This window comes from Nocardia vinacea (genome assembly GCF_035920345.1).
In the GTDB taxonomy this organism is placed as follows: Bacteria; Actinomycetota; Actinomycetes; order Mycobacteriales; family Mycobacteriaceae; genus Nocardia; species Nocardia vinacea_A.
In genome coordinates this window covers 5,098,086-5,124,429 of record NZ_CP109149.1, presented here as the reverse complement: position 1 = coordinate 5,124,429, position 26,344 = coordinate 5,098,086, and the positions used below count along the sequence as shown (strand labels likewise).

Annotated in this window: 25 protein-coding genes, 1 other RNA gene and 1 pseudogene; 19 read left to right on the top strand and 8 right to left on the bottom strand. The window is 65.1% G+C overall.

Annotated features, from left to right (window positions below):
- Positions 1 to 4: 4 nt before the first annotated feature.
- Complete coding sequence (locus OIE68_RS23475; RefSeq protein WP_419150739.1) at positions 5 to 1,399, bottom strand: acyl-CoA dehydrogenase family protein; 1,395 nt, start codon at positions 1,397 to 1,399, stop codon at positions 5 to 7.
- Between the two features lie 251 nt (positions 1,400 to 1,650).
- Here OIE68_RS23475 and OIE68_RS23470 point away from each other — a divergent pair, with 251 nt between their 5' ends.
- Positions 1,651 to 2,097 (top strand): hypothetical protein, encoded by a 447-nt coding sequence (locus tag OIE68_RS23470; RefSeq protein WP_327101487.1) that lies wholly within the window; start codon positions 1,651 to 1,653, stop codon positions 2,095 to 2,097.
- 433 nt (positions 2,098 to 2,530) lie between these two features.
- Entirely contained in the window at positions 2,531 to 3,496 is a 966-nt protein-coding gene (locus OIE68_RS23465; protein ID WP_327101486.1) for an SMP-30/gluconolactonase/LRE family protein, read from the top strand.
- A 15-nt stretch (positions 3,497 to 3,511) separates the two neighbouring features.
- Here the strand turns inward: OIE68_RS23465 and hisN are convergent, their stop codons facing one another.
- Both hisN and OIE68_RS23455 read right to left on the bottom strand, forming a co-directional pair.
- Positions 3,512 to 4,294 (bottom strand): histidinol-phosphatase, encoded by a 783-nt coding sequence (gene hisN / locus OIE68_RS23460; protein WP_327101485.1) that lies wholly within the window; start codon positions 4,292 to 4,294, stop codon positions 3,512 to 3,514.
- A 112-nt stretch (positions 4,295 to 4,406) separates the two neighbouring features.
- Positions 4,407 to 4,994: an NAD(P)H-dependent oxidoreductase gene (locus tag OIE68_RS23455; protein WP_327101484.1), complete on the bottom strand. Its 588-nt coding sequence runs from the start codon at positions 4,992 to 4,994 to the stop codon at positions 4,407 to 4,409.
- Between the two features lie 129 nt (positions 4,995 to 5,123).
- Between OIE68_RS23455 and OIE68_RS23450 the strand changes: the two genes are divergently transcribed.
- The 11 genes from OIE68_RS23450 (at position 5,124) to ssrA (ending at position 15,264) form a co-directional block, all read left to right on the top strand.
- Entirely contained in the window at positions 5,124 to 5,981 is an 858-nt protein-coding gene (locus OIE68_RS23450; RefSeq protein ID WP_327101483.1) for a helix-turn-helix transcriptional regulator, read from the top strand.
- A gap of 65 nt (positions 5,982 to 6,046) precedes the next feature.
- Entirely contained in the window at positions 6,047 to 7,162 is a 1,116-nt protein-coding gene (prfB, locus tag OIE68_RS23445; RefSeq protein WP_327101482.1) for a peptide chain release factor 2, read from the top strand.
- On the top strand, positions 7,163 to 8,020 hold the full coding sequence (locus tag OIE68_RS23440) for a mechanosensitive ion channel family protein (protein WP_327101481.1): 858 nt from the start codon (positions 7,163 to 7,165) through the stop codon (positions 8,018 to 8,020).
- Between the two features lie 202 nt (positions 8,021 to 8,222).
- On the top strand, positions 8,223 to 8,903 hold the full coding sequence (gene ftsE / locus OIE68_RS23435; protein ID WP_397054728.1) for a cell division ATP-binding protein FtsE: 681 nt from the start codon (positions 8,223 to 8,225) through the stop codon (positions 8,901 to 8,903).
- A complete protein-coding gene (ftsX, locus tag OIE68_RS23430; protein WP_327101479.1) occupies positions 8,903 to 9,808 on the top strand; it encodes a permease-like cell division protein FtsX in 906 nt (301 codons plus the stop codon). The genes ftsE and ftsX overlap by 1 nt, the downstream gene beginning before the upstream one ends.
- A 186-nt stretch (positions 9,809 to 9,994) precedes the next feature.
- The gene (gene recQ / locus OIE68_RS23425) at positions 9,995 to 11,881 is read left to right on the top strand and encodes a DNA helicase RecQ (RefSeq protein WP_327101478.1); all 1,887 of its coding nucleotides are present in this window, start codon (positions 9,995 to 9,997) and stop codon (positions 11,879 to 11,881) included.
- Positions 11,878 to 12,945 carry a metallophosphoesterase gene (locus tag OIE68_RS23420; RefSeq protein WP_327101477.1) on the top strand — a complete coding sequence of 356 codons (1,068 nt, stop codon included), beginning with the start codon at positions 11,878 to 11,880 and terminating at the stop codon, positions 12,943 to 12,945. The genes recQ and OIE68_RS23420 overlap by 4 nt, the downstream gene beginning before the upstream one ends.
- A gap of 53 nt (positions 12,946 to 12,998) precedes the next feature.
- A complete protein-coding gene (locus OIE68_RS23415; protein ID WP_327101476.1) occupies positions 12,999 to 13,244 on the top strand; it encodes a hypothetical protein in 246 nt (81 codons plus the stop codon).
- A gap of 51 nt (positions 13,245 to 13,295) precedes the next feature.
- Positions 13,296 to 13,769, top strand: a complete 474-nt coding sequence (smpB, locus tag OIE68_RS23410; protein ID WP_227996102.1) for an SsrA-binding protein SmpB — start codon at positions 13,296 to 13,298, stop codon at positions 13,767 to 13,769.
- A complete protein-coding gene (locus tag OIE68_RS23405; protein ID WP_327101475.1) occupies positions 13,766 to 14,629 on the top strand; it encodes a DMT family transporter in 864 nt (287 codons plus the stop codon). Before smpB ends, OIE68_RS23405 begins: the two co-directional genes overlap by 4 nt.
- A 263-nt stretch (positions 14,630 to 14,892) precedes the next feature.
- Positions 14,893 to 15,264, top strand: a transfer-messenger RNA (tmRNA) gene (gene ssrA, locus OIE68_RS23400).
- A 54-nt stretch (positions 15,265 to 15,318) separates the two neighbouring features.
- Here the strand turns inward: ssrA and OIE68_RS23395 are convergent.
- Complete coding sequence (locus OIE68_RS23395) at positions 15,319 to 15,753, bottom strand: hypothetical protein (RefSeq protein ID WP_327101474.1); 435 nt, start codon at positions 15,751 to 15,753, stop codon at positions 15,319 to 15,321.
- A gap of 291 nt (positions 15,754 to 16,044) precedes the next feature.
- Between OIE68_RS23395 and OIE68_RS23390 the strand changes: the two genes are divergently transcribed.
- The 3 genes and pseudogenes from OIE68_RS23390 to OIE68_RS47140 all read left to right on the top strand — a co-directional run bounded on the left by OIE68_RS23390 (position 16,045) and on the right by OIE68_RS47140 (position 18,009).
- Positions 16,045 to 17,343 carry a serine hydrolase domain-containing protein gene (locus OIE68_RS23390; RefSeq protein ID WP_327101473.1) on the top strand — a complete coding sequence of 433 codons (1,299 nt, stop codon included), beginning with the start codon at positions 16,045 to 16,047 and terminating at the stop codon, positions 17,341 to 17,343.
- Between the two features lie 17 nt (positions 17,344 to 17,360).
- Positions 17,361 to 17,771: pseudogene (locus OIE68_RS47145) on the top strand (FAD-dependent monooxygenase); the annotation flags it as partial.
- On the top strand, positions 17,734 to 18,009 hold the full coding sequence (locus OIE68_RS47140; RefSeq protein ID WP_419150865.1) for a hypothetical protein: 276 nt from the start codon (positions 17,734 to 17,736) through the stop codon (positions 18,007 to 18,009). The pseudogene OIE68_RS47145 and the gene OIE68_RS47140, both read left to right, overlap by 38 nt.
- An 11-nt stretch (positions 18,010 to 18,020) precedes the next feature.
- Here the strand turns inward: OIE68_RS47140 and OIE68_RS23380 are convergent, their stop codons facing one another.
- On the bottom strand, positions 18,021 to 19,136 hold the full coding sequence (locus tag OIE68_RS23380; RefSeq protein WP_329412802.1) for a serine hydrolase domain-containing protein: 1,116 nt from the start codon (positions 19,134 to 19,136) through the stop codon (positions 18,021 to 18,023).
- 174 nt (positions 19,137 to 19,310) lie between these two features.
- Here OIE68_RS23380 and OIE68_RS23375 point away from each other — a divergent pair, with 174 nt between their 5' ends.
- Positions 19,311 to 19,667 (top strand): hypothetical protein, encoded by a 357-nt coding sequence (locus OIE68_RS23375; RefSeq protein WP_327101471.1) that lies wholly within the window; start codon positions 19,311 to 19,313, stop codon positions 19,665 to 19,667.
- Between the two features lie 419 nt (positions 19,668 to 20,086).
- Here the strand turns inward: OIE68_RS23375 and OIE68_RS23370 are convergent, their stop codons facing one another.
- Positions 20,087 to 20,398 carry a hypothetical protein gene (locus OIE68_RS23370; protein WP_327101470.1) on the bottom strand — a complete coding sequence of 104 codons (312 nt, stop codon included), beginning with the start codon at positions 20,396 to 20,398 and terminating at the stop codon, positions 20,087 to 20,089.
- 140 nt (positions 20,399 to 20,538) lie between these two features.
- Here OIE68_RS23370 and OIE68_RS23365 point away from each other — a divergent pair, with 140 nt between their 5' ends.
- Positions 20,539 to 21,438, top strand: a complete 900-nt coding sequence (locus tag OIE68_RS23365) for an aminoglycoside phosphotransferase family protein (RefSeq protein ID WP_327101469.1) — start codon at positions 20,539 to 20,541, stop codon at positions 21,436 to 21,438.
- A 53-nt stretch (positions 21,439 to 21,491) separates the two neighbouring features.
- Here the strand turns inward: OIE68_RS23365 and OIE68_RS23360 are convergent, their stop codons facing one another.
- A complete protein-coding gene (locus tag OIE68_RS23360; RefSeq protein WP_327101468.1) occupies positions 21,492 to 22,241 on the bottom strand; it encodes an SDR family oxidoreductase in 750 nt (249 codons plus the stop codon).
- 102 nt (positions 22,242 to 22,343) lie between these two features.
- On the opposite strand from OIE68_RS23360, the gene OIE68_RS23355 reads away from it, so the two are divergent.
- Positions 22,344 to 23,207: a helix-turn-helix transcriptional regulator gene (locus tag OIE68_RS23355; protein WP_327101467.1), complete on the top strand. Its 864-nt coding sequence runs from the start codon at positions 22,344 to 22,346 to the stop codon at positions 23,205 to 23,207.
- A gap of 43 nt (positions 23,208 to 23,250) precedes the next feature.
- On the opposite strand, the gene OIE68_RS23350 is transcribed toward OIE68_RS23355, so the two are convergent.
- A complete protein-coding gene (locus tag OIE68_RS23350) occupies positions 23,251 to 26,295 on the bottom strand; it encodes a BTAD domain-containing putative transcriptional regulator (RefSeq protein ID WP_327101466.1) in 3,045 nt (1,014 codons plus the stop codon).
- Between the last annotated feature and the right edge of the window lie 49 nt (positions 26,296 to 26,344).

Genomic DNA, 26,344 nt, shown 5'->3' with positions numbered 1-26,344 from the left:
CCGGTCAGACGAGCACGACACCTTCGGCGACGCCGATGGCCCGCAGATCGCGGTACCAGCGCTCGACCGGGTGTTCCTTGGTGAAGCCGTGGCCGCCGAGCAGCTGCACGCCGTCGAGACCGATCTGCATGCCCTTGTCGGTGGCGAGCTTGCGGGCCAGTGCCGCCTCGCGGGCATAGGAAAGCCCCTGCTCCGCGCGTGACGCACCCCGCAGGGTCACCAGGCGCAGGCCATCCAGTTCGATTGCCATATTCGCGACCATGAACGCGACCGCCTGGCGGTGCGAGATCGGTTCGCCGAATGCCTCGCGCTCGTTCACATACGGAATCACGTAATCGAGCACGGCCTGTCCGGTACCGATGGCCAGCGAGGCCCAGCCGAGGCGGGCCAGCCGCACCGCGTCGGCGTACTCCTCGGCGCGGGTCTTGGCATCGCCGTCGCCGAGGATGGCGTCGGTGCCGACCGCGACGTCGTTGAGCAGCAGGCGACCGAGACCGGCGGCACGCAGACCCATGCTCGGATCGGCCTCCACGACCAGACCCTGGCTGTCCGACGGCACGATGAACAGGGCGGGGCGGCCGTCGAGCTCGGCGGCCACGATGAATAGTTCGGCATCACCGGCGGCCGGGACCAGGCTCTTCACCCCGTTGAGGCGGTAGCCGCTGGGGGAGCGGGTGGCCTTGGTCTGCAGGGCGAACGGGTCGAACAGCGCGCGCGGCTCGTTGATCACGACCGAGGCCTGCGGCACATTCTCGCCGGTGAAGGCGGGCAGGTAGGTCTGCTGCTGCGCGTCGGTACCCCACTGGGACAGGGCGACCGCGACACCGCTCGGCGCGAGAATCGGCAGGGCCAGACCCATATCACCGTGTGCGAGCGCCTCGGCGACCAGCGAGTTGGTGACCGCGCCGCGCTCGGCGGCCGCGCCTTCCAGCTCCTCGGGCACATTGATCAGGGTGATGCCGAGTTCGGCGGCGCGCTCGAGTAGGTCGCGCGGGGCCTTGGCGGCGTTATCGGCCTCGTAGGCGGCCGGGCGCAGGATCTCGGCGGCGAATTCCTTCACCGTCTCGACGATCATCTGCTGCTCGTCGCTCGGGGTCAGGTCGAAGAAGTCCTTGCTCTTGGACTCGTTGTCCGCCAAGCGTTTCGGCGCACCACCACCGGCGACCTTGCCGAAGGCGCGAGTGGCGGCACCGAGGGTGCGGAAACCGGTCTTGGTGCCTTCGTAGGTGACCCGCTCGATCGGCTTGCGCAGGTTGTACTTCTCGGCGAGCTCCGACCCCGTAATGGTCGTCATCACCCGCATTGCCGCGCCCATCCAGTCCCGTTTGGGGTGGTTCAGGCCGACCGCGGACGTGTCTGGACGTCGCTTCGTTGCGCTGTCTCGAGTGCTCATCATCACCTGTTTTTCTCGGGTGGGTGGGGTGAGGTCTTGTCCCAGCTATCTTACTCCTGAGTAAGGCTATCTTACTCCAGAGTAAGAAGTGCGTCGAGGTGCAGCATACGCCGCCGAACCGTGTCAGGCTGGACAAGTGCCCAAAGTCGTCGGACGACCGCTATCCGTCGTCGCTGTGCTTTTCGCCGCACTACTCACCGCATTCGCCCCCGGATGAGCGCGAGGGTGCAGGTGCTTGTGTGCGGCCACATGGGCGCGTGGGTGTCGGTGGGTGGGGGTCGCGGTGCTGGCTCGGCGTCGGGCTGGTCGTCGGGGTCGGGTTGCAGAACAAGGCACTGCTGATCTTTCCGGTGGTGGCGCTGGTACTTGCGCTGGTGCTCGTCGGCCCGCGAAAGATATTCGCCACCAAGTACTTTCCGATGGCAGTCGGGTTGACGATCGTGATCTGGCTGCCATATCTGTTGTGGCAGTGGCGCAATGGCTGGCCGCGATTCGTGCACCGAATCGCCGAGGTGCGCGCCACGCTCGGACCCGACGTCGCCATCCTTACCGACAACTACGGGGAGGCGGGCGCGATCGAACGCTTCGGCGGCGAGTACGGATTACCCACCCCACACAGCGGCAGCGGCCATAACTCCTACTGGTGGTGGGGCCCGCCCAGCGACACAGCCTCCGCCGTGATCGTTCGTCGGCGTCGATCGTGACAATCTGACCGGGTACTTCGCCGAAGTCGAAACCGCCGGTCACATCGACAACGGTCTCGGCATCGACAACGACGAACAGGGCAAACCGCTGTTCATCTGCCGCAATCCGCGAGCCCCCATGTCCGAAACGTGGCCTGCGGCGAAACATCTGAGCTGAGCGGTCCGGTTGCGGCCATCCACGAGCCCGACCGCAACGAAGAACGATCGACGCCTATCTACATAGGTGCCGTCCACAGTGCTCGGCCGCGCCCTTTCGTCGAGGCTGAATCCCGCTGTACGAGTAAAGGAGATGCCATGGTTCTTCGCATTGTCGATCAGTTCGTCTCCGGGGTCGTCAATATGATCGCGCTGTTGTTCGTTCCGTGAGTCGAGTCGCCCGGGGCGGGCTGTCCGTCCCGGGCAACATTCCAGCGCGGCTGTTAGGTTGTGCCGCATGGCAGGACGGCCGCGGAGTCGGCGACTGAGGGCAACGCTGCTGACCGCGGCGATTACGGCGGGCATCATGTCCGCGGCGACTGCCGGGGCGCAGACGCCGTCCGGGTCGTGTGCGGATGGGTGGGACGTTTCGACGATCGTCAGCGGGGTCGGCAATCTGGAGAATCTCGACACCGACGGGTCTGGTGGTTTCTATGTCACCGGAATCGTCGACGGGTACCTGGCTCATATCGATGCCGCGGGCAAGTTCGCGAAGCTGGTAACCGGTCTGGATCACCCTGCGGGTGTGCGGGTTGTCGGGCGGTCCGTGTACTTCGTCACGGGCGATGGTTTGGCGGAGGCGCCGGGCACCTTGCAACGCTATGACATCGATACCGGTGCGGTGACGATTCTGCTCACCGAGCTGAACGGTCCGAACGGACTGCTCGAATTGCCGGACGGCGACCTTGTATTCGCCACCATCGGCATCAATGGCCCGCCGACCGGCATTTCGCGGTATCGGCCCTCGACGGGGGAGTACACGAAGACCTGGTCCAACCTGCCCTGGACCAACGGATTGGCGCTCGCTCCCGATGGGAAGTCGATCTACACCGACAATATGACCCTGCGCGTCTTCCGCGTCCCGCTCGACGATCCCGGCAATGCGACGGTCGTCGCCGGTGCTCCCGATCTGGTTGCGCTGCTCGACGATATGGAAGCGACGCGCGCGGGTCAGCTCTTCGTCGCCGACCATATCCAGGGCGCCGTCTACCAGATCGACCCGGCCACCGGCGCGGGCTGCACGATCATCACCGGCCTGATCAAACCCGGCCCGATGCGCAACCCGCCGGACGGCGCGACCTCCGTGCGGATCGCTCGCGACGGTGACGGGTGGGCACTGTTCGTCACGAGCATGGACGGAACCTTGCGTCGACTACGTCCGCCCGCGGGCATCGACCTGACTCCGGCCGATTCGAGACGATAGAAAGTTTCTCGAGGCTCAGCGCAACCTTGTAAGGACAGCGTCGTGGAGTAAAGAGTTGGTGGCTATGGCGTCGCCGCCGTGGGGGCCGGGGGTGCCGGCGAGGGAGGTGAAGCGGCCGCCTGCTTCGCGGACGAGGATGTCGAGGGCGGCCAGGTCCCACAGGGAGACTTCGGGTTCGGTGGCGATATCGACCGCGCCCTCGGCGAGCAGGCAGTAGGTGAAGAAATCGCCGTAGCCGCGGACCCGCCATACCGCGTCGGTGAGGTCGAGGAACTTCTCCCGCAGATCGCGTTCGCGCCAGCCCGACAGGCTGGAGAAGGCCAGGCTGGCCGAGCCGAGCTCACCGACCGCGGAGACCGAAATCGGTTTCGGCGCATCGGAATCGACGCGGGCCCAGGCACCGGAACCGGCCGCCGCCCACCACCGGCGCGCCAATGCGGGCGCGCTCACCACGCCGACCACCGGAACGCCGTCCTCGAGCAGCGCGATCAGCGTCGCCCAAATCGGCACCCGGCGCACGAAGTTCTTGGTGCCATCGATCGGATCGATCACCCACTGCCGTCCGCTGAACTCGACGTCACCGCCGAACTCCTCACCGAGCACCGAATCCCCGGGCCGCTCCTGCCCGAGCACCTGTCGTATCGCTTTCTCCACCGCCAGATCCGCATCCGACACCGGCGTCAGATCCGGCTTCGCGTCGACCCGCAAATCCAACGCTCCGAACCGCGCCCGGGTAATCCCATCGGCCTCATCGGCCAATCGCAGCGCAAGTTCGAGATCGGAGGAGTAGTCAGCCACCCCCGAACCCTATCGCCCTTCCCCTGCCCCGCCAGACGCATCCCTGCTGTCGCATAAGCAGTGCCCACCTCGCATAGGACGTACCTTGTGCGAGGCAGCCACGAGGTGCCCGCTATGCGGCGGCGGGGACGGAGCGGGCGGCGGCGAGGGCGCTTGCCCACCAGTGGAGTTGGTCGAGCATGGACTGCGCGGCTGCGGCGGGTTCGGTCGGGTCGAGGAGTTTGCCTTCGGCGTCGAAGAGCAAGTAGTAGCGAGGGAAGCTGACGTAGTTGCGGACGGTGTGGGCATTGAGTTCGTTGAAGACCTGGCGCAGGTGTTCGATGGCGAGCAGGCCGCCGCTCGCGCCGCTGTAGCCGACGAAACCGATTGCCTTGCTGTCCCATTGGGTGAAGTGCCAGTCGATGGCGGCCTTCAGCGCGGCCGGGTAGCTGCGGTTGTAATCCGGAGTGAGGATGACGAACGCATCCGCTTCACCGAGCCGGTTGCTGAGGTCGGTCATCCCGGCCGGGCGTTCCGGGTTGGGGTCCATCGCTGGGGAAACCGCGGGCAGCGCCAATGGCAGATCGGCCTCCGCCAGATCGATCAGGTCGATCTCGAACTGTCCGTGCCGGGCGGCCTCCTCGACGAACCAGTTGGCCACGGTCGGCGCGAAGCGTCCCTCCCGGACGCTGCCGATGATCACCGCGAGCTTCAAGGACATGGTGTTCTCCTTCGATCAGGAATTGTTCGAGTCCCAATCTGCTGCCCGGCATCGCCACCAGGAAGACCGCGCGAAGAGTGGTAGTAGCAGGGACACCCTCGGCGCCGGCCGCGCTTGTACCTTCGAGGAGTGAGCGACAACGAGTTGGGTCTTTTTCTGCGCACCCGCCGTGAGGCGGTGACACCGGCCCAGGTCGGCCTGCCCACCGGACCGCGCCGCCGAACCCCCGGCCTGCGTCGCGCCGAACTGGCAACCCTGGCGGGTGTGAGCGTCGAATACATCACACGCCTCGAGCAGGGACGCGACCGCCGACCCTCGCCACCGGTGCTGTCCGCGCTCGCCGACGCCCTCGCCTTGATGCCGAGCGAACGCATCCACCTGCACCGTCTCACCAAGGGCGCCGATCCGGGTTTCAACTGCATGGGCGGTGCGCAACCGCCGCGCGAGGTGCGGCCCGCGGTCCGCGCCATCCTCGATCGCCTGGAACCCGCGCCCGCGCTGGTCGTCAACCGACTGCGCGAGGTGCTCGCCTGGACCGAGGGATTCGAGCGCCTGATGGCGCCGATCGGACTGCTCGACCACGAACACCGCGCCAATCTCGCCCTGTTCGCCTTCACCGACCCGCGCGCCCGCACCGCCTTTCCCGACTGGGACCACATCGCCGACGAATTGGTCGCCGCACTGAAACAAGGCCCGTTCCGCAGCGACCCGCACATCGCCGCCCTCGCCGACGAACTGACCGTCGCCGCCGGTGCCGAGTTCACCCGCCGCGTGGAATCCGTGCCCAGCCTCGCCGCCGCCACCGGAACCACCCGCCTCACCCACCCCGAGGCAGGCAACCTGCGCCTCACCTACGAAACCCTGGAACTCTCAGCCGATGACGACCAGCAGCTCATCGTCTATCTCCCCGCCGACGAAGCCACCGCGGCCGCCCTCGACGCCCTCGCCGGCCGTCGCCCAGGCGGGCTGCGTGCCGTCTCCGGCTGAGGACGGCCACCCCCACACCACCGCGTGTTTCACCGTCTTCGCCGCGCCCAGTAGGCTTGAGCATCGTGCATCCTGACGTCTCCGCTGACCTCGCCGAACTCGACGCCACGCTCAAGACCGTCGAGTCGGTCCTCGATGTCGAAGAGCTGCGTCGACGGATCGATGAGCTCGAGCACCAGGCCGCCGATCCCGATCTGTGGAACAACCAGGAGCACGCGCAGCAGGTCACCAGTGAGCTGTCGCACGCGCAGAGCGAGTTGCGCCGGGTCGAGGACCTGCGCCAGCGCCTAGACGATCTGTCCGTTCTGTATGAATTGGCCGAGGAAGAAGAGGGCGAGGCCAGGGTCGCCGCGCTCGCCGACGCCGATGGCGAGCGGGCCACGCTGCACAGCGATGTGGAGGCCATGGAGGTCCGCACCCTGCTCTCCGGCGAGTACGACAAGCGTGAGGCGCTGGTCAATATCCGCTCCGGCGCAGGTGGTGTGGATGCCGCCGACTGGGCCGAAATGCTGATGCGCATGTACATCCGCTGGGCGGACCGGCACAAGTACTCCGTCGAGGTCTACGACACCTCCTACGCCGAAGAGGCGGGCATCAAGAGCGCCACCTTCGCGGTGAAGTCGCCGTATGCCTACGGCACCCTCTCGGTGGAAATGGGCACGCACCGCCTGGTCCGGATCAGTCCGTTCGACAATCAGGGCCGCCGCCAGACCTCCTTCGCCGAGGTCGAGGTGCTACCGGTGGTCGAGACCACCGACCACATCGAAATTCCCGAGGGCGAGGTCCGCGTGGACGTCTACCGGTCCTCGGGTCCCGGCGGCCAGAGCGTCAACACCACCGACTCCGCGGTGCGCCTCACCCATATCCCGACCGGCATCGTCGTGACCTGTCAGAACGAGAAATCCCAGCTGCAGAACAAGATTTCGGCCATGCGGGTGCTGCAGGCCAAACTGCTGGAACGCAAGCGGCAGGAGGAGCGCGCCGAGATGGATGCGCTCAAAACCAACGAGGGCGCGTCCTGGGGTAACCAGATGCGCTCCTACGTGCTGCATCCGTACCAGATGGTCAAGGATCTGCGCACCAACTATGAAGTCAACAATCCGACTGCCGTGCTCGACGGCGATATCGATGGTTTCATCGAATCCGGAATTCGTTGGCGAATGCGAGAGCAGGCGAGCTAGTTGGACGTACCCCAGGCTTTCTCCACGTCCACCGACTTCACCACCTGGCTGCGGTCCTCCGGTCTAGAGATCGTCCTGCTGCTCCTCGGCGTGGTGCTGTTCAGCCGTTTCGCCACCTTTATCCGGGATCGGATCACCCGCAAGATCGACGCCGGATTCCGCAGCAGCGACGCGCTCGTCCGGTCCGAGGCTGCCAAACATCGCCATGCGCTGGCCCAGGTGGTCACCTGGGTGGTGCTGACCGTCGTCTATGTCCTGGTCGGCATGGAAGTGCTGCGGCGGATGGGTTTCGCGGTCACCGGTCTGGTCGCACCCGCGGCCGTACTCGGCGCCGCACTCGGCTTCGGCGCACAGCGGATCGTGCAAGACATTCTTGCCGGATTTTTCCTGATTACCGAGCGGCAGTACGGATTTGGTGATGTGGTTCGCATCGCTGTCACTGGATCCGCGGAGCACGCCGAGGGTACGGTCGAGGACGTCACGTTGCGGATCACCACACTGCGCAATGCCGACGGTGAGGTGATCACCGTGCCCAACGGCCAGATCGTCAAAGTGACCAATCTCTCGAAGGATTGGGCGCGCGCCGCGATCGACGTTCCGGTTGCGGCCAGCGTCGACATCACCAGGATCAACGAGATCCTGCACGAGGTCGGTACAAAGGCGTACGAGGACCGCAGATTGAAGCCGCTGCTGCTCGACGAGCCCACCGTGATGGGCGTCGAAGACCTGACAGTGGACCAGATGAATATTCGAATGGTTGCCCGAACGTTGCCAGGCAAGCAGTTCGAGGTCGGTCGCGAGTTGCGGGTGCGAGTCGCCGCGGCATTGCGCCGGGAGGGAATCAGTGAGACCACGTAGATCCACGGCGATCCTGATGGCATCATGGGTCGCCACATTCGTGTTGTACCTGCTCGTCAAGCCCGATCAACCGATCGTGACATCGCCCGAAAAACTCAATACCGTTCCCGTAGTGATGAATACGGCTACGCCCGGTCATTGACCATGATGTAGCTGGTGGCTGCGCGACGGTTGCTGGTTACACTGGCCAACCGTGATCGCTATGCGGAACGTGACCAAGTCGTATCAGACCTCGACGCGACCCGCGCTGGACAACATCACCGTCGATGTGCGCAAGGGCGAATTCGTCTTCATCATCGGCCCGTCCGGTTCGGGCAAGTCGACCTTCATGCGACTGCTGCTCAAGGAAGAGGCCCCGACCGCGGGCGAGATCCGGGTCGCCGACTTCCAGGTCGACCGGCTGCCCGGGCGGAAGGTGCCGAAGTTGCGTCAGCGCATGGGTTGCGTATTCCAGGACTTCCGGCTGCTGCAGCAGAAGACCGTGGCCCAGAATGTGGCGTTCGCGCTGGAGGTGATCGGCAAGCGGCGCCAGTTCATCGACCGGACCGTGCCCGAGGTGCTGGATATGGTCGGGCTCGGCGGCAAGGCCGATCGGCTGCCGCACGAATTGTCCGGTGGCGAGCAGCAGCGTGTTGCGATCGCCAGGGCCTTTGTGAACCGTCCGCTGGTCCTGCTCGCCGATGAGCCGACCGGCAACCTCGATCCCGACACCAGCGGCGACATCATGCTGCTGCTGGAGCGGATCAACCGCATCGGCACGACCGTGGTGATGGCCACACACGACAATCACATCGTCGACGCGATGCGTAAGCGAGTGGTGGAGTTGGACCGGGGCCGGCTGATCCGCGACGACGCGATCGGCGTCTACGGGGTGGGCCGGTAATGCGCGCTGGATTCCTGCTCAACGAGGTCCTCACCGGCCTGCGTCGCAATGTCACCATGACCATCGCGATGATCCTGACCACCGCGGTATCGCTGACCATGCTCGGTGGCGGTCTGCTCGCGCTGCGAATTGCGGATAAGACCCAGAACTACTTCATGGATCGGGTCGAGATCCGGCTCTACCTCTCCGATCTGGTCTCGGCGAACGATCGGGACTGTTCACTGAATCCGTGTCAGCAGCTGATGTCGGATCTGAAGAAGACCGACGGTGTGGTCTCGGTCCAGTTCATCAACAGCGACGAGGCGATGAAGGAAGCCACCGAGGTGACCTTCAAGGACCAGCCCGAAATGCTGGACATGATCAAGGACACCCGCCTGCCCGCGTCCTTGCGCGTGAAGATGACCGATGCCGATCAGTACCCGCGGATCTACCAGACATTCAACGGTAAGGACGGGATCCAGAGCGTACTCAACGACAAGGACACCGTGGACCGCTTGGTCGGGGTGTTCGACGGCCTGCGGAATGCGGCATTCGCGTTGGCGGCATTGCAGGCATTGGCCGCACTGCTGTTGATCGCGAATATGGTGCAGATCGCGGCGTTCAGTCGACGCGAGGAGGTCGGCATCATGCGGATGGTCGGTGCGACGCGCTGGTACACGCAGTTGCCGTTCCTCCTGGAAGCGGTGGTCGCGGCCTTGGCTGGATCGATTCTGGCGGTTGTCGGGTTGTTCCTCGCGCAACCGTTGGTGGTGAACCGCGGACTCGGTGCGCTCTTCAACAGCAATGTCTTCCCGCACATCACAGGTGAGGACGTCGCACTGGTGTCCCTGACCATCGCACCACTCGGCATCGTATTCGCCGCGATAACCGCCTACGGCACGCTGCGCTACTACGTTCGGGACTGACTCTCGCAAAGCTGATGACGACCTCGCGCACCATGTACCTTGTGCGAGGCCGTCGGTGGGTGTGCGACGACGCCGACGATCGGCGATCGGAATTGGTTGTCCACATGTGGACAACTCGGCCTGTCACCTGGGATCCGCGCCGATGTAGGGGTTCCGATGTCCGACGGCGCTCGTAGGATGGGCCGCGTGGAAACCCCCGATGCTTTCGCGGCTGTAACGACCGACGGTGCCCCGGTCGCTGAATCCGGTGCGGCACAAGAGGTTCTACGCCGGGTGTTCGGCTACGACAGCTTCCGCGGTGATCAGCGGGAGATCGTCGAGCACGTGGTCGGCGGCGGAGACGCCCTGGTGCTCATGCCGACGGGCGGCGGTAAGTCGCTGTGCTATCAGGTGCCCGCACTGGTGCGTCCCGGCGTCGGCGTGGTGGTGTCACCGCTGATCGCATTGATGCAGGATCAGGTGGACGCGCTCAGCGCGCTCGGCGTGCGCGCCGGATTCCTGAACTCGACGCAGTTCCCGGACGAGCGGCGGATGGTCGAGGCGCAGTTCGTCGCGGGGGAATTGGATCTGCTGTATCTCGCGCCCGAGCGGCTGCGCCTGGAGTCGTCCGCCGCCCTGCTGGATCGTGGCAAGGTGGCGCTGTTCGCCATCGACGAGGCGCATTGCGTATCCCAGTGGGGCCATGACTTCCGACCCGACTATTTGGGCCTGTCGATGCTGCACGAGCGCTGGCCCGACGTGCCGCGGATCGCGCTCACCGCGACCGCGACGGCGAAGACCCGCGACGAGATCATCGAGCGCCTCGACCTCGGCGCGGCTCGCCGCTTCGTCGCCAGTTTCGACCGGCCCAATATCCAGTACCGGATCGAACCCAAGAACCGGCCGGATCGGCAGCTGCTGGACTTCATCAAGGCCGAGCACGCCGGCGACGCCGGCATCGTCTACTGCCTGTCGCGCAACTCGGTGGAGAAGACCGCGGCCTTCCTCACCGAGAACGGCGTCGAGGCGGTTCCGTATCACGCGGGCCTGGACTCGCGCACCCGCGCGGCCAACCAGGCACGATTCCTGCGCGAGGATGGCCTCGTCGTGGTCGCGACGATCGCCTTCGGTATGGGCATCGATAAGCCCGACGTGCGCTTCGTCGCCCATCTCGATCTGCCCAAGTCCGTCGAGGGCTACTACCAGGAGACCGGGCGAGCGGGCCGCGACGGGCTGCCGTCGACCGCGTGGATGGTCTACGGACTCGCCGATGTGGTGCAGCAGCGCAAGATGATCGACTCCTCCGACGGCGACGCCACCCACCGGAGGCAACTGCAGCTGCATCTGGACGCGATGCTCGCGCTGTGTGAAACGGTGTCCTGCAGGCGAACTCAGCTACTGGCCTACTTCGGACAGTCGGGGCAGTCGTGCGGCAATTGCGACACCTGCCTGACCGCGCCGGAAACCTGGGACGGCACCGTCCCCGCGCAAAAGGTGCTCTCCACGGTGCTGCGGTTGAAACGTGAACGCGGTCAGAGCTTCGGCGCGGGCCATATCGTCGATATCCTGCTCGGCAAATCGAATCCCAAAGTGCTGCAACATGATCATCATGAGCTGAAGGTCTTCGGCATCGGCACCGATCTGCGCGATGTCGAATGGCGCGGTGTCATAAGGCAATTGCTCGCACAGGGACTACTCGCCGTGCACGGCGACTACGGCGTGCTCATCCTCACCGAGGCCAGCAACGAGGTGTTGTTCGACGGCCGGGAAGTGCTACTGCGCCGCGAACCGGAGCGTGCGGTCAAACCGGCGAGGACACCCAAGGCGGCGAAGGGCAAGTCCCCGGCTGCCGACCTGTCTACCGCAGACGTGCCGCTGTTCGAGAAGCTGCGTGAATGGCGGGCCGCGACGGCCAAGGAGCAGGGCGTACCCGCCTACGTCGTCTTCCACGACGCGACGCTGCGGGAGGTCGCCGCACGCAAGCCCGCGAGCCTGTCCGAACTCGGGACGGTCGGCGGTGTCGGTGAGAACAAACTGGCCAAGTACGGCGAAGGAGTACTCGCCGTCCTGGCCGGAGAAGTGAGCAACGCATGATCGGGCGGCGCGGGTTCCTGGCGGGTGCGGCCACCACAGCGGCAGGTGCATCGCTGGTCGGTCTATCGCCCGCCGACGCGGTTCCGGTCGCGAGCGGTGTCACCAAATTCGACTTCCCGACCGACCGCAATGTGCGGGTGCTCGTCACCGGCGATGCGGGCACCGGCACCCGCACCCAGTGGGCCGTCGCCGACGCAATGCGGGATTATCATCGCCGCCAACCGTTTTCGCTCGCCCTCGGCCTCGGTGACAATATCTACGAGAGCGGACCCTACAGCGCCGTCGATGCCCAGTTCACGGACAAATTCGAAAACCCCAATGCGGGACTGGATTTCCCGTGGCTCATGGTGCTCGGCAATCACGACAACAGTTCGGTCCTCGGCGGCGACGGTGGCTGGCTGTTGCGCGGCAACAGCGAGGTCGAGTACCACGCGAATTCGCCACGCTGGTGGATGCCGAGCCGGTACTACTCGGTGCGGATACCCGAGCAGCAGCCGGTGGTCGAATTCTTTGTGCTGGATGTCAATCCGCTCGCCGCCTACATCCCGCCGATCTTCGACCCGTACTGGGCGGTCGACGGCCAGTTCATGAACGAGCAGCGCGCCTGGCTCGATCGCGCGATCGCCGAATCACCCGCTGAGTGGAAGATCGCCTGCACCCACCACCCGTATGCGAACAACGGTCCGCACGGTGACGCTGGTCACTACGAGGGGCTTTCGGTAGCACCGATCAACGGCATCCACGCGAAGCAGTTCTTCGAGGACCATGTCGTCGGCAAATGCCACTTCATCCTCTCCGGGCACGATCATTCGCTGCAGGTGCTCGAGCCGACTGCGGGGTCGAAGGGCACACGCCAGCTCGTCTCCGGTGCGGCTGCCAAAACCGTAGCGGCGGAACCGAAGCTGAATCCCGGCGGCTCCGGCAACGCCGTCCTGTTCGAGAACTATCACGAGCTCGGCTTCATGGTCATGGACCTCACCGCGAGCACCGTCGACCTCACGGTGGTCACCGTCGATCTCGCGAGCGGTGGTGCCAGTGCGGCGTTCGCGCACCGACTTGCCTGAATCGCAATGAAATTGCCCGGCGTCGAAGCGGTTCGGCGGCTAGCGTGCACGTTATGGCATCCGGTGATGGCCCCACCGACGACGGGCCCGACCTGGGCGGCTCGCCGTCCACCGACCCTGGCGATCCGCCGCCGTATCGGCGCGGCACCCACGACCCCGCGGTGGAATCCGTCTGGCTGCGCCACCGTCCGCCGCCACCGCCGCGTCCCCGCGGCCTACCACGCATGACCACGGTCTTGCTGGTCGCGGCCTTCATCGCGGTGCTGCTGCTGTATCTCGCGGTCCGGCCGGGTGGCTAGCGCAACAGGCGCGGAATAATTCGATTGCCGAGTAACTTAGAGTTGACCGTTATGAAGGAACAGGGGCGCAAGGTCATCGCGACCAACCGCCGGGCGCGGCACAACTACACGATCCTGGACATTTACGAGGCCGGGATCGCGCTGGTCGGTACCGAGGTCAAGAGTCTGCGCGAGGGTAAGGCCTCGCTGGTGGACGCCTTCGCGACCGTCGACAACGGCGAGGTGTGGCTGCGGGGTCTGCACATTCCCGAGTTCAGCCACGGGACCTGGACCAACCACTCCCCGCGCCGGGTGCGCAAGTTACTGCTGCACAAGCGCGAGATCGAGCGGCTGGTCGGCAAGTCACGTGAGGGCAACCAGACATTGGTGCCGCTGTCGATGTACTTCTCCGACGGCAAGGTCAAGGTCGAGCTCGCGCTCGCCAAGGGTAAGCAGGACTACGACAAGCGACAGGATCTGGCCAAGCGCACCGCCGAGCGCGAGGTCACCCGAGAACTGGGGCGGCGGATCAAAGGCATGCGTTGACCGCTGTCCTCCTTGCGCTGGTCGCCGCAGTCGGCTACGGCGTGAGTGATTTCTTCGGTGGTGTTGCGTCGCGACGGGTGACTGCCCTGCGTGTCGTGGTCGTCTCCTATCCGATGTCGACGCTGTTCGTCCTCGCGCTGCTACCACTGGTCGGTGGAACCCCGGACACCGCATCGATGCTGTGGGGACTCGCGGCCGGTGTGGCGAGCGGCTTCGCGGTGTGGTGGTTCTATGCCGCGCTGGCCAGCGGTCCGATGGCGGTGGTGTCGCCGCTGACAGCGCTGTTGGTGGCGGGTATTCCGGTGCTGGTCGGTCTGGTGATCGGCGAGCGCCCCGGTCCGCTCGCAATCGCCGGCATCGTGTTTGCACTCGGCGCGGTGTACCTGGTGAGCCGTGAGTCACCCGATGACGTCACTGAGGAGATCATCGGCGGGCGTGAGCTGCGCTTCACCAGGAAAGTCGCGCTGCTCACCATCGGCTCTGGCGCGGCCTTCGGACTCGCGTTCGTCTTCCTGCACGAAACTCACGCGAGCGCCGGGGTCTGGCCGCTGCTGGCCCAACGCGGTGCGGCAAGCCCGATGGTCTGGCTGATCGCCTTATCAGCGGGGGAGTTCCGGCCGCTGCGCGGTGAACCACTGCGGTTGGCGGCCTATATCGCGGTGCTGGACACCATCGCGAATGCCGCACTGCTGTATGCCTTCCACGGTTCGCTGCTGTCGCTGGTGAGCGTGATCGGTTCGCTGTATCCGGCCGCGACCGTCCTGCTGGCAATGGTGCTGCTCGGGGAACGGGTGGGTCGGCAGCAGCAGGTCGGGATGGTGTTGGCATTGGCCTCGGTCGGGTTGATCGCTGCGGCCTGATCACCGTTCGTCCGTCGCCCAGTCGCACCCATCAAAGTTCGCCTGACCAAGGTCGAGGCGAGCTCATGGTGGAGCGCTCCGGGGCCGGCGCGAAAACAGCGCCTCATTGATCTTGGTCCGACTCGGGTGACAGCGATGGGCTGGGTCGGGGGGCGACCACATACGTGCAGGTCGGGAGCGTGATTCGCGCGGCATGGATAATGGAATGAACGCGGCATGGCCGAGTGTTAAAGTAACTAGCCCGACAAGGTGTCGGGACGTACGGGGCTGAACGGTTTCGACTGCGTACGTAGATTTAGGGGAAGCGTGTCGGTGCAGGCAAGAGACCACCGTAAGCGTCGTTGCAACCAATTAAGCGCCGATTCCAATCAGCGCGAGTACGCCCTCGCTGCCTAAGTAGCAGGTCGTCTCTGTCAGTCCGGGTTCGTCCCTCGACCCGGGTACTGGCATCAGCTAGAGGGAATTACCGTCCGGCTCGGTCGCGGAGTCGGACGGGACATCCAACAGCGACTGGGATCGTCATCCGAGCTTGTTCGCGAGACCCGGAGATCCGAGTAGAGACCTAGCGAACTGCACACGGAGAAGCCCTGAAGACGCGGCGGAGGACCCGGGTTCGATTCCCGGCAGCTCCACGAAAAGGCCCGGTCCACACGGACCGGGCCTTCGTCGTTTCGGTGGATCGTTCGGAACTACACGCAGACGCCGCCGAGGTTTACTGCGGTGACGGTGGTGTACCCGGCTGCTGGTTGGTAGTCGGGCAGGCCGTCGTAGTAGACGGCGCTGACGATGTGCTGGCCCACGATGTCCGGAATCCAGAGGATGCTCGCGGTGCCGTTGGTGACCGGCACGGTCCCGACGATATTCCCGCCCAGGCCGGGCAGGCGGCTCGTGAATTCGACGACACCGCTTTGCACCGGAGTGCCGTCGGGGCGCTGCACCGTCGCCTGCGCCGTCTGTCCACAGCCGACTGCCGCGACACTGTTCGCACCGAGTGCCGGGCCGACCATCGCCACTGACAGCGTCGGGGCGATCATCGCATTCGCTTGGGGTGCCAAGGTTGTCGGTACTGCCAGACACGCCGCCGCCAGCGCCACACCGGCCGCCCCGCGCGAGAGTCCGCCCATCATGCCCGCCTTTCGCTGTGCCGACCGAGCCGCTCATGGCCCGGGCGTAGGTCGTCGCACGGTACCTGAGACGCGGATCACATCGGCGCAGGCCGCGCCGAGAATTCGGAAAGGTCGGAGCATCGTCGCGCGTGCGGACCGTCCGAGTGGAACTCGTTGCGTCGCTGCCGGAGGACGTGGCAATGAGCAGCTGACGGGTCGCCCGGCATTCCGGCCCGAAACCGTATCGCACGGAGTTAGTGTTGCACCGCGCTACATAGCCACGTTCCAGCAAACCTCGGACGGAGCGTTATGGGACACAGGACAGGCATCGCCGCGTGCGTTGCGGCCGGGCTGTTGATCGCCACGGGTTGCGGAACGTCGACGGACACCACCGGAACTTCCACGCAATCGACCACGTCGGGTGCCGAGCCCGCATACGCCGCCGCTATCCGGCCGGTGATAACCACGCTGATGAAGGACAATGCCATTCCGGGCGCTGTGGTGGTTGTCAAATCGCCGAAGCAAGGCGATTGGGCCGCGGCATTCGGTACCCGAGCCATCGACACGAGCGAGCCGATCAAAGTCGACGACTATTTTCGCGTCGGCAGTAATACCAAGACGATGACTTCGACGGCCATCCTGCAGCTGGCGCAGGATGGCAAGCTCTCGCTCGACGACCCCATCGACAAGTATTGGCCCGGCGTGCCGAACGGTGATCGGATCACGATTGCTCAGCTGAACGAAATGCGAAGCGGGCTATACAGTTACACCTTCGACCCGCAGTTCAATGCCGCACTCGACAACGAGCCGCAGAAGGTATGGACGCCGGAGGAATTGCTGGCCATCGCGTTCGCGCACCCGGTGAACTTCCAGCCCGGGGAAAAGTTCGAATACAGCAATACGAACTTCATCCTGCTCGGTCTGGTCATCGAGAAGCTCACGAAAATGACGGCCGCCGAGAGTTTTCAGAAGCGCATCTTCGAACCGCTGAGCCTCGAGCACACATCACTGCCCGCGCCCACGGACTCCTCGATTCCGGATCCGCATCCCCAGGGCTATGCCTTCGGCACCAACGTTTCCACCATCGACACGTACGCACTTCCTCCCGCGGAACAGGCCGAGGCCTTCGCGGGCACCCTGAAACCGAGCAACCAAACAAATACCAACGTGTCTTGGGCGTGGACCGCCGGTGGTGCGATCTCGACGGCCGCCGATATGGCGACGTATGTGAAGGCGCTCGTCGGCGGTGGCCTGCTCGATGCGAAGATGCAGAAGACTCGGTTGGACAGCATTCAGCCGATCGATCCCGCCAATCCGGACCAAGCCGGATACGGCCTCGGCATCGTGCGATTCGGTACCCACCTCATCGGACACGACGGTCAGCTCCCGGGTTTCATGACCTTCATGGGCCATGACCCGGCATCGGACCTAACGATCGTGGTTGCCACGAACCTTGCGACGGTTCCGTCGGGTGAGGGGTCCGCCCTGGTGCTGGTCAAAGGCATGCTGCCGACCTTCTACGGTGCTGATGCCCTGCCGGGGAAGGATGTGGCGACCACTGGCGCGAGTCCGACCAGCACCACCGAGACGACTACCCCCGGTCGATGACATGACGGTGATGTCGGATGGATGAGACCGCCGTACTCATCGCAGGTGCAGGTCCGATCGGCCTGACCGCGGTGATCGAGCTGCGCCGCAGGGGAGTGTCGTGTCGGATCGTCGACCCACTGCTGGAACCGCCCCGGTACGCGAAAGCCGTTGGTATCCAACCCCGCACGCTCGAAGTGTTCGAGGGTATGGGCGTACTGCGTCAGGTGCTGGACGCGGCGATCCAATTGCGCGGCCAGATCCTCTATGTCAACGGTGCCGAGGTCGCGCGGATGGATTTGTTGCTGCCGTCGAACGTGCCGTTCGAATTCATCGGGTGGTCGTCGGTATTTCGGATCAGCCACCGGATCGTCGATTCCTACAGTCGCGGAAGGGTTTTCGTCGCGGGCGATGCCGCGCACATTCATCCGCCGACCGGCGCGCAGGGCTGCCGCAAACGTTGCGGCGCACGGTCATCTCGATGCTTATCTCATCGCTGCACCACAAGCCGATGTCGCCGAGACGATCCTGCCGCTCATCCGCGATACCGCCGGAAAATTCGCGCACAGCTACCGTGCGGGGCACCGCTCGGTATTTTTCGTCCGTCCGGACGGCTATCTCGGGTTCGCCCGGCCTACCGCGAGCAGTGCCGACGTCACCGATTACCTGAAAACGACGTTCCGCTGAACATTTTGGCGTCAGATACGCGGCGGGCGGTCCGGCACGAGAAGTTTGCCCAGCTCTGTGCCGATAGGAATGGCGTTGTCGACGTTGGCATCGGCCCTGGGGCCGAGCGTGCAGTACAGGACGATCATGGTCTTGGTAACCGTGTCGTAGAAGACCACACCGTTGTACCCGCCGAATGCCGGGTTCATGAACAGCCAGTCGTCGATATGGGCGGCGCCGTAGGCGAAGAACTTTTGTTTGGTGAGTGGGCCCAGACCTGCTGTCGAGGGCGCCATCATCTCCTTGAATATTTCGGTGGGCAACAGCTTCCCGTCGGCGAGAGCGCGCACCCATAGAGCGATGTCGGGAACCGTGCTGTTCATATTGCCGCTGTGCAGGAATGCCGTGGGATTCCAGAATGTGGAGTCCTCGAAAACACCGCGCTCATTGGTGTAACCGTGCAGGCTCGGCTCGACCATCTGCGGCGTCAGCATCACTCGGCTCTGCTTCATACCGAGCGGATCGAGGACGCGCTGCTGAATCAGATCGCCGAGCGACTTGCCGGTGGCCTTCTCCAGCACTACGCCGAGTACGACCAAATCACTGTGGGCGTAGGAAAAGCTGGAACCCGGTGCGAATAGCGGCGGGCGCGCATTGGCCAGGTCGAAGAGCTCCTGGCTGGTGAAACCCTTGATCGGGTTCGCGTAGAAAGTCTTCAGGAACGCGGGATCGGTCACGTAGTCCGAGATGCCAGAGGTGCCATTGGCGAGCATCCGCGGCGTGATCTGGTCGGCACGGGGAAAATCCGGCACCCACTTGGTAATCGGTTCGTCGAGCCGAGCGACGCCTTCCTTGTTCAGCTGTAGCAGCACCGTCGAGAGCATGGGTTCCATCGGCTGGCCGACTCGCACCTGCATGTCGAGTGTCGCCGGAACTCCGAGCGGGGAGCCGCCGAGTGCGCCCGAGGCGATCTGCTTATCGCCGCGCCATACTCCGAATACGGCTGCGCTGAGATCGAGTTCGGTCATTTTGCCGCGGACGATGTCCACGATTCGCGTGGCTTCGGGGCTGTCCGTTTGCGGGACAGCCGAATCCTGTGCTCTGTGTTCGTGATCCGATCCGCAGGAGACGGCAGCGAGGACGATCATGACGCTGAGTGCAACCGAAGCTGCGCTGTGGATCCACTGGCGACTCGCAACACACATATCTGGGTGATCCCTTCATATGCATGGATCAGCTGGAAACCGCGTGGGCTGAAATTTACGCGCCGCCGACCCGGCCCGGAAGATAATGCGACGTAGCAGGCACACGAGGAGGAAGCCGTGCGGTACCAGGCCGGGCTGGAGGGCGAGGCGACATTGCGAGTCGCCGTCGAGTTCACCGATACCGGGCGCCGAGCGCTCGGCATCACGTGGTCGGCCGCCAACGCATCGGCTGCCCGCAAGAAGTTCGAGTACGCGCGGATCTTCCTGGTAGCGCTCGGCGGCGATCCGCAGCGGACGTACCTGGTCCTCGTGGACCGACAGCCGTCGGCAACGGTGCAGCTACCAGCTGATCTGGCCGACGGTGAGTACGCCATCGAAGTCGACGCCTACGGCAGCGCGAGTTGGGGTGATGGCAGGTTGGACGCCCGCGGTCGCAGCGTCCCGTTCACGGTCGGCCCGGGCGAGTCAGGCTAGCAGACCGTAGGTAGTCAGATATTTGCCATTTAGGCGGTGGATTTCGAGCACAGAAGCAGGTCGTGCAACTCGCCGGGCTCGGGTCGACACTCCACAGTGCCTTGCGCAGCTCGGCCGCAACGATTTGAGATTGCCGAGGCGCAGATCGGCATCTGCCCATTCGAGGAGCGCCTCGTGACGGAGCCGGCGCTTTCCCGGAACCTCCGAGTCCAATCGCTGTCCGGCCAGCGACTCGCCGCGCCACATGCCCAGTGCGAGTGCCGGGATTTCGGCGCGGTCCGGGTGACCCCAATAGCCTGAATCCGCGCGATCAGGGTTCTGTTTCCACCTCCAGCGGCGTAGCCTCGGTTCTGTGCTGCGCCGCCAGCGAATGCACCAGATCGATCAGATTGCCTACGGTTACCGGACTGTGCACCTGGTCATTTCGCAGTGGGTCGGCCAGTGAATCGCGACGGAACTGCGGTAGTACTCGCTCGAGATGGGCCAACCCCACCACGCTTGGCGAATTCGTCGTCCGGAATGTCACCTCGCAACAGCGCGGCGACATCGGTGCCGGAGATCTCCACACCGGAGTCCCGGTGGATGCGAAACCACATATCCAACAGGTCGATCGACTCAGCGCCGAGTTCGTCGATCAGCGACGACTCCGGGCTGATCCGGGTTTCTTCCAGGCCGCCGTTCGCGTCCGTGACGGACGTAATGACCACGGCCGTAAGATCTTCGGCTCGCATGCGAAGACTCTGGCCCGTGTACCCAGGCGTGGACCTCGAGCAGACTCGAGGCGATCCAAACGACCTGGTTGCCGGGCATGGCAAGTCAGATTGGTTGTGAATCAATGCAATTCGTCAGATCGAACCGTTACCATGGGCAGATGACCGCGATGCGGCTTGGTAACGATACGTGGTCGATGCTGCGGGTCGCCTGCGCGGGCGTGGGCATCAATGCCGCAGGGGCCCAACTACTTCGAGTGACGGACGAGATCGACTACCGGCTGCCCGGAGGTGTGATAGCGCGGATCGGCGCTCCGGGACAGGAGGGTGCCGCCAAGCGTGCGGTCGATGTCGCTCGATGGCTGGAGTCCGCCGGAATTCCAGTGGCACAGGTGGTTTCCGATCTTCCGCAGCCGGTGGTGGTGGACGGTCGCGCGGTGACCTTCTGGTACGAGTTGCCGCAGCACCGCGCTGGCACACCCGCGGAGGTGGCTGCGGCGCTGACGCGGCTGCACGGGCTGGCGCCGCCGACCGATATGGAAATCGGACAGGTGGCCCCATTCGTCGGACTCGATGAACGCATCGAAGCCGCGCACACCATGAGCACGGACGACAGATCCTGGCTGCGAAGGCATTTGGCGGAACTTCGGGGTCGCTGGGCCGCGCTGCCGAACGGACGGCCGTGGTCCGTCATCCACGGCGCCGCGTGGAGTGGCAATGTGGTCGTCGCGGAGGACGACAGCGTGATCCTGCTCGATACCGGACTGGTATCGATCGGCCCGCCGGAATGGGATCTGGTGCATGCGGCGATCGAATGCGCGTCGTTCGGCTGGATCACCGATGCGCAGTATGCCGAGTACTGCCAGGCCTACGGCTGTGACGTGATGCGCTGGGACGGCTTCTACCTGCTGCGCGATATCCGGGAGTTCCGGATGGCGACCATGGCCGCACAGGCGGCCGCCGCGAATTCGGAGTACCAGGAGCAGGCGGATCTTCGCCTGGCCTGTATGCGCGGCGATATCGGCCCACGGGTGTGGGACGGATGGGCAGCGCTGTCATAACGCGCTTCTGACGGAGCGGGCGGACGTCCGGAAGGACGTCCGCCGCATCCCGTTCAGCCCTGCTGGGTCGGCACGACGATGAGCTCGGCCACATTGACCCGCGGCGGTGCGGCGACGGCGTAGGCGATCGCATCGGCGATATCGTCGGAACGCAGGATTTCGAGTTCATTGCGCCACTGGGTGAGCCCGGCCCGCTGCTCTTCATCGCGCATCCCCGCACCGAGTTCGGTTTCGACGAATCCGGGTTCGATGTTCTTCACCCGGACACCGCGCGGGCCGAGTTCCGCGCGCAGATTGCGAGTGAGATGGGCAACCGCGGCCTTCGTCGCGGTGTAGACGCCGTAGTTGGGAAAGACGGTATGCCCGCCGATCGAGCCGACATGTACCAGATCCGCGCGGCGGCCAGCGCGTGCCGCGGCGAGCAGGTCATCGATGAAAGCTCTTCCGGTGTAGAGCAATCCGTTGATATTGGTACCCACCATCTGATCCCATTCGCCGGTGTCCGCGGCTTCGAACGGCGCGGCGAGCATGACGCCCGCATTCGCGACCACCAGGTCGACCGGGCCGAATGCCGCGCGCACCGTCGCCGCGGCGTCGCGCATTGACTGCCGATCGGCCACATCGGCGACCACCGCGAGGGTCGGTCCGCCGATCTCGGCCGCCAGTTCTTCGATCCGATCCTTGCGACGGCCGAGCAGGGCGACGCGGGCGCCGTTGTGTGCGAGCTGTCGGGCGGTGGCCGCGCCGATACCACTTGATGCGCCGGTGACTACTGCGGTGCGACCTTCGAGGTTGTTTGTCATGAGCACCACGTTCGTATCCGAGATCGCCACCCGCCAGGCTGCGGACTTCCTGGTAGTAGCGGGGCCACCCAGGCCCGGCCCGGTTGTCCTACCCTCGGGTACATGGACTCCGAGAACCGATTGGGCGTGTTCCTACGCGCCCGCCGCGAACTGGCGCGTCCGGAGGAGTTCGGTATTCCGGGTGGTGGCCAGCGGCGGGTGGCCGGACTGCGCCGCGAGGAAGTGGCCATGCTCGCGGGCATGAGCGCGGACTACTACGTGCGGCTGGAGCAGGGACGGGATAAGCATCCGTCCGAGCAGGTCGTCGAGGCATTGGCCCGGGTATTCGCGTTGGACGAGGAAGGGGTCGCGCACCTGCGCGAGTTGGCGCGGCCGACGGCCCGGCGCAAGCGGGCAACGCGACGGCCCGAGCGGGTCGCGCCCGGGCTGTTGCGCCTGATGGATTCCTGGCCGAATACGCCCGCATTGGTACTCGGCCGACATATGGATGTGCTCGCGGCGAATCCACTGGCCACCGCGGTCAACTCCTGTTCGGCCGAGGGCGTCAATATGGTGCGAGCGATCTTTCTGGACCCGCAGGCGCGTGCGTGTTATGCCGACTGGCCGAGCATTGCCGCGGATACCGTCGCCAGCCTGCGTGCCACCGCGGGCACCGACCTCGACGATCCGCGCCTGACCGAACTGGTCGGCGAATTGACGCTGAAGAGCGAGGATTTCCGGCGGCTGTGGGCCCGTCATGACGTGCGCGCGAAAACGGCAGGCGTCAAACATTTTCGCAACCCGCTGGTCGGCGACCTCACGCTGTCCTACGAAACGTTCGCCGTCAACGGAGCTCCGGGCCAGATCCTCATCGCCTATCACGCCGAACAGGATTCGGCCGATGAGCGCGCACTCGCGTTGCTCGGCATGATTGTCGCGGGTGCGGTCCCCGAATCCGATTCCGTACCAGTGGATTCCGATAGCTGACTCAGTCTCGGGCGGGGAGTTGCTGCGCCAAGAGAAGCGGCGTTCATGTCGCCTGTGACAGCAGGAATTCGATTGCGGCGGTGGGTCGCGAGCCCGCTGTGCTCTCACAGGCAGTGGTGAAGGCTTCAGCACCGAGTGCTTCGCGGGCTCGGTCTGCTGGTGCGATGAGATTGTCGTACCCACGCCGATCCTCGGTGCCGAGCATGGCGGCCGCCGCACCGAGTAAGTGGGCCGCGGCGGTTGCGTTCCCGTCGCGCATTGCCAACGCGGCATACAGTTGCGCGAACATTGCCAAATCGTCTGCTTGTGCCCCGCTCGCAGTGGTCATCGATCCGTTTCGACCGATGATCAGCCCCCTGGTCGCCGTATCGAGGACTCGCCGAGCCCGTGCCGGATCGTCGTCGAGAATCGCGATGAGCGCTCGAAAACCAGCACTCCGAGCCCGAATTCGAGTACCGAAGGCAGTGTTCGCGAGACCGGTTTCGGCCCGCTCGAGTTCACGCAGTGCCGCTTTCCGATCCCCACGACGCAGCAGATACTCCGCACGCGCAAGCCGCACATACGTCGCGGTGCCTGGCTCTCCGGCCGCCTCGACGTGTTGTCCGGCCCGGGCCAGCGCAACTTCGGCACGGTCGAGTTCGCCGAGTCGAGCCAGCGCAGTGGCCGATTCGGCACAAACGGCCGCGGCATCACCCGCATTGCCGAGCTCTTCGAAGGCCGTAGCGGCACGGGTGAGCGAAGTGATCGCCTCGAGCAGATCACCATGGCGCATCTGGTCATCCGCGATCGACTGAAGTGTCGTCGACAGACCGAAACGTTCGCCCGCCGACTCGAATTCCTTTTTCGCACTGACCAATTGGTCGATGCTCGTACCATCGAGCAAGAGCGCAATACCCCGCTCCCATCCGACGAGCCCTTGCCATGAAGCCGAAAGGCCCTGCCCCTCGAGGAATGCGGGCGCTACCAGCAACACCGTACGAGCAGGTCCACTGGGTAAACCTGAGCTCCTTGCGATTTCGAGACCGGCCGCCACCGCCCGCATCCCATCCTCGATCGCCCCGCCCTCATATCGCGACAACCCATCGAGCACATCGCGCAATGCCCGCAGCTCGTCCGGCACCTCGCCCCGAAGCTCCAACACCGCCCGCATCCAGTGCAGCCGTTCGCTGTGGATCCCGCGCAACGTCCAGTACCAGAACATCGCAGCGATCAGCCGAATGCCCAACTCGACAGCACCGGTGTCGACCGCGAATCGCAATGCGGCGGCGATATTGTCGCGCTCGACATCGAGCCGAGCGAGCGCATCGAGCTGCGCGGCGGACCGCAGTTCGGCCTCCGCCGATTCGGCGAGCCGCAGCAAGTACTGCGCCTGCCTGCCCCGAACCGCCTCCTCCCGGCCGGACTCCGCCAGCCGTTCCAACCCATACGACCGGATCGTCTCGAGCATCCGATACCGCTCGCCGCCGCGTTCGACCAACGACTTGTCCACCAACCCGGTGAGCAACTCGAGATCGTCGACGGCATCGAGGGTCGCACCGGCCGGAAAGACCGCCAGCCACATGACAAGTTCACCTTCGGGCTCCGACAGTGGTGCCCAACTCCATTCGATGACCGCGCGCAGTGTCCGATGTCTGGCCTGCGCCGTCCGGCTGCCACGCCCGAGCAGCGTGAACCGATCATCGAGCTTCGCCGCGATCTGGCCGACCGAAAGTGCCCGCAGCCGCGCCGCCGCCAATTCGATCGCCAACGGCAAACCGTCCAGCCGTCGGCAGATCTCGACCACGGCGAGGGCGGTACCGGCATCGAGCGCGAAATCCGGACGGACCGCTCGCGCGCGTTCCACGAAAAGCCGCACCGCAGGAAAGCTTTCGGCCGCGGCCGCATCATCGGGCCACGACAGCGGATGTATCTGGTGAATGTGTTCGCCATCGACCGCGAGTGATTCCCGGCTGGTGGCCAGCACCCGCAGCTCCGGACACGCACCGAGCAGCCGGTCGACGAGCTCGGCGACCGCATCGACGAGATGTTCGCAATTGTCAAAGATCAGTAGGACATCTTGCTGCGCAAGGAATTCCGCCAGCCGATCGACGGGATCACCCGCCGACGGCTCCAGCAACCCCACCTCTCGCACACCGATCGTGGTGAGCACCGCAGACGCAACCTGTTCGGGATCGCGCACCGCGGCGAGTTCGACCAGCCAGACGCCACCGGAAACCCGCTCGCCCACTTCGACGGCGAGTCGAGTCTTGCCTGCACCACCCGGTCCGACAATGGTGATCAGCCGGGCGGCCGAGAGTCGCGCCGTCAGATCGGCCACATCATCTTCGCGCCCAACGAAACTCGTGACCTGCGCGCGCAGGTTGGTGCGTCGGCGCGGCGCCGCGGATTCCTGCCGCAGAATCGACAGGTGCAGTTCGCTCAGTTCGGGGGACGGATCGATGCCGAGTTCATCGCCGAGCCGATCCCTGGTGCGTTCGAAGGTGGCCAACGCGTCGACCTGCCGACCCGCCGCATACAGCGCACGAATCAACAGACCCTGGATGCGCTCGGTCAGCGGATGCGCCTCGGCAAGCGCGCGCACTTCGTCGAGGACATCATTGCCCGCGGCGACTTCCAGCCCGAGCCGATGCTCGGCCGCGCCGAGCCGCAACTCGTCCAACCGCACCGCCGCATCGGCCGCGAACCGCAACTCCAGCAGTTCGGTCAGCGCCGGACCCCGCCACAGGGACTTGGCCTCGCGCAGCGCGGCCAGGTCATCCGATTCCCGCCCGGCCGCGGCCAGACGTTCGAACCGGACGACATCCACATCGACCGGATCGATGACCAGCCGATAACCGGGCGCGAGCCCCTCGACCCGCGCCGTGCCGACCGCGCGCCGGACTCGAGACACCAAGGCCTGCAACGCATTCGCGCCGTTATCCGGCGGGCGTCCGTCCCAGATCGCATCGGCGAGCGCATCGGCGGGCACGACCCGGCCGGGTTCGATAGCGAGCCGGGCCAGCAATGCGCGCACCCTGACCCCGGCGATCCGGAGCGGTCGGTCCTCGTCATCGCGGACCTCGAAGGGGCCGAGCAGCAGTACACGCACGGCGGTAAGCCTGCCGTATCGGTGGTGGAGTCGAGGTTCTGGTGGATCG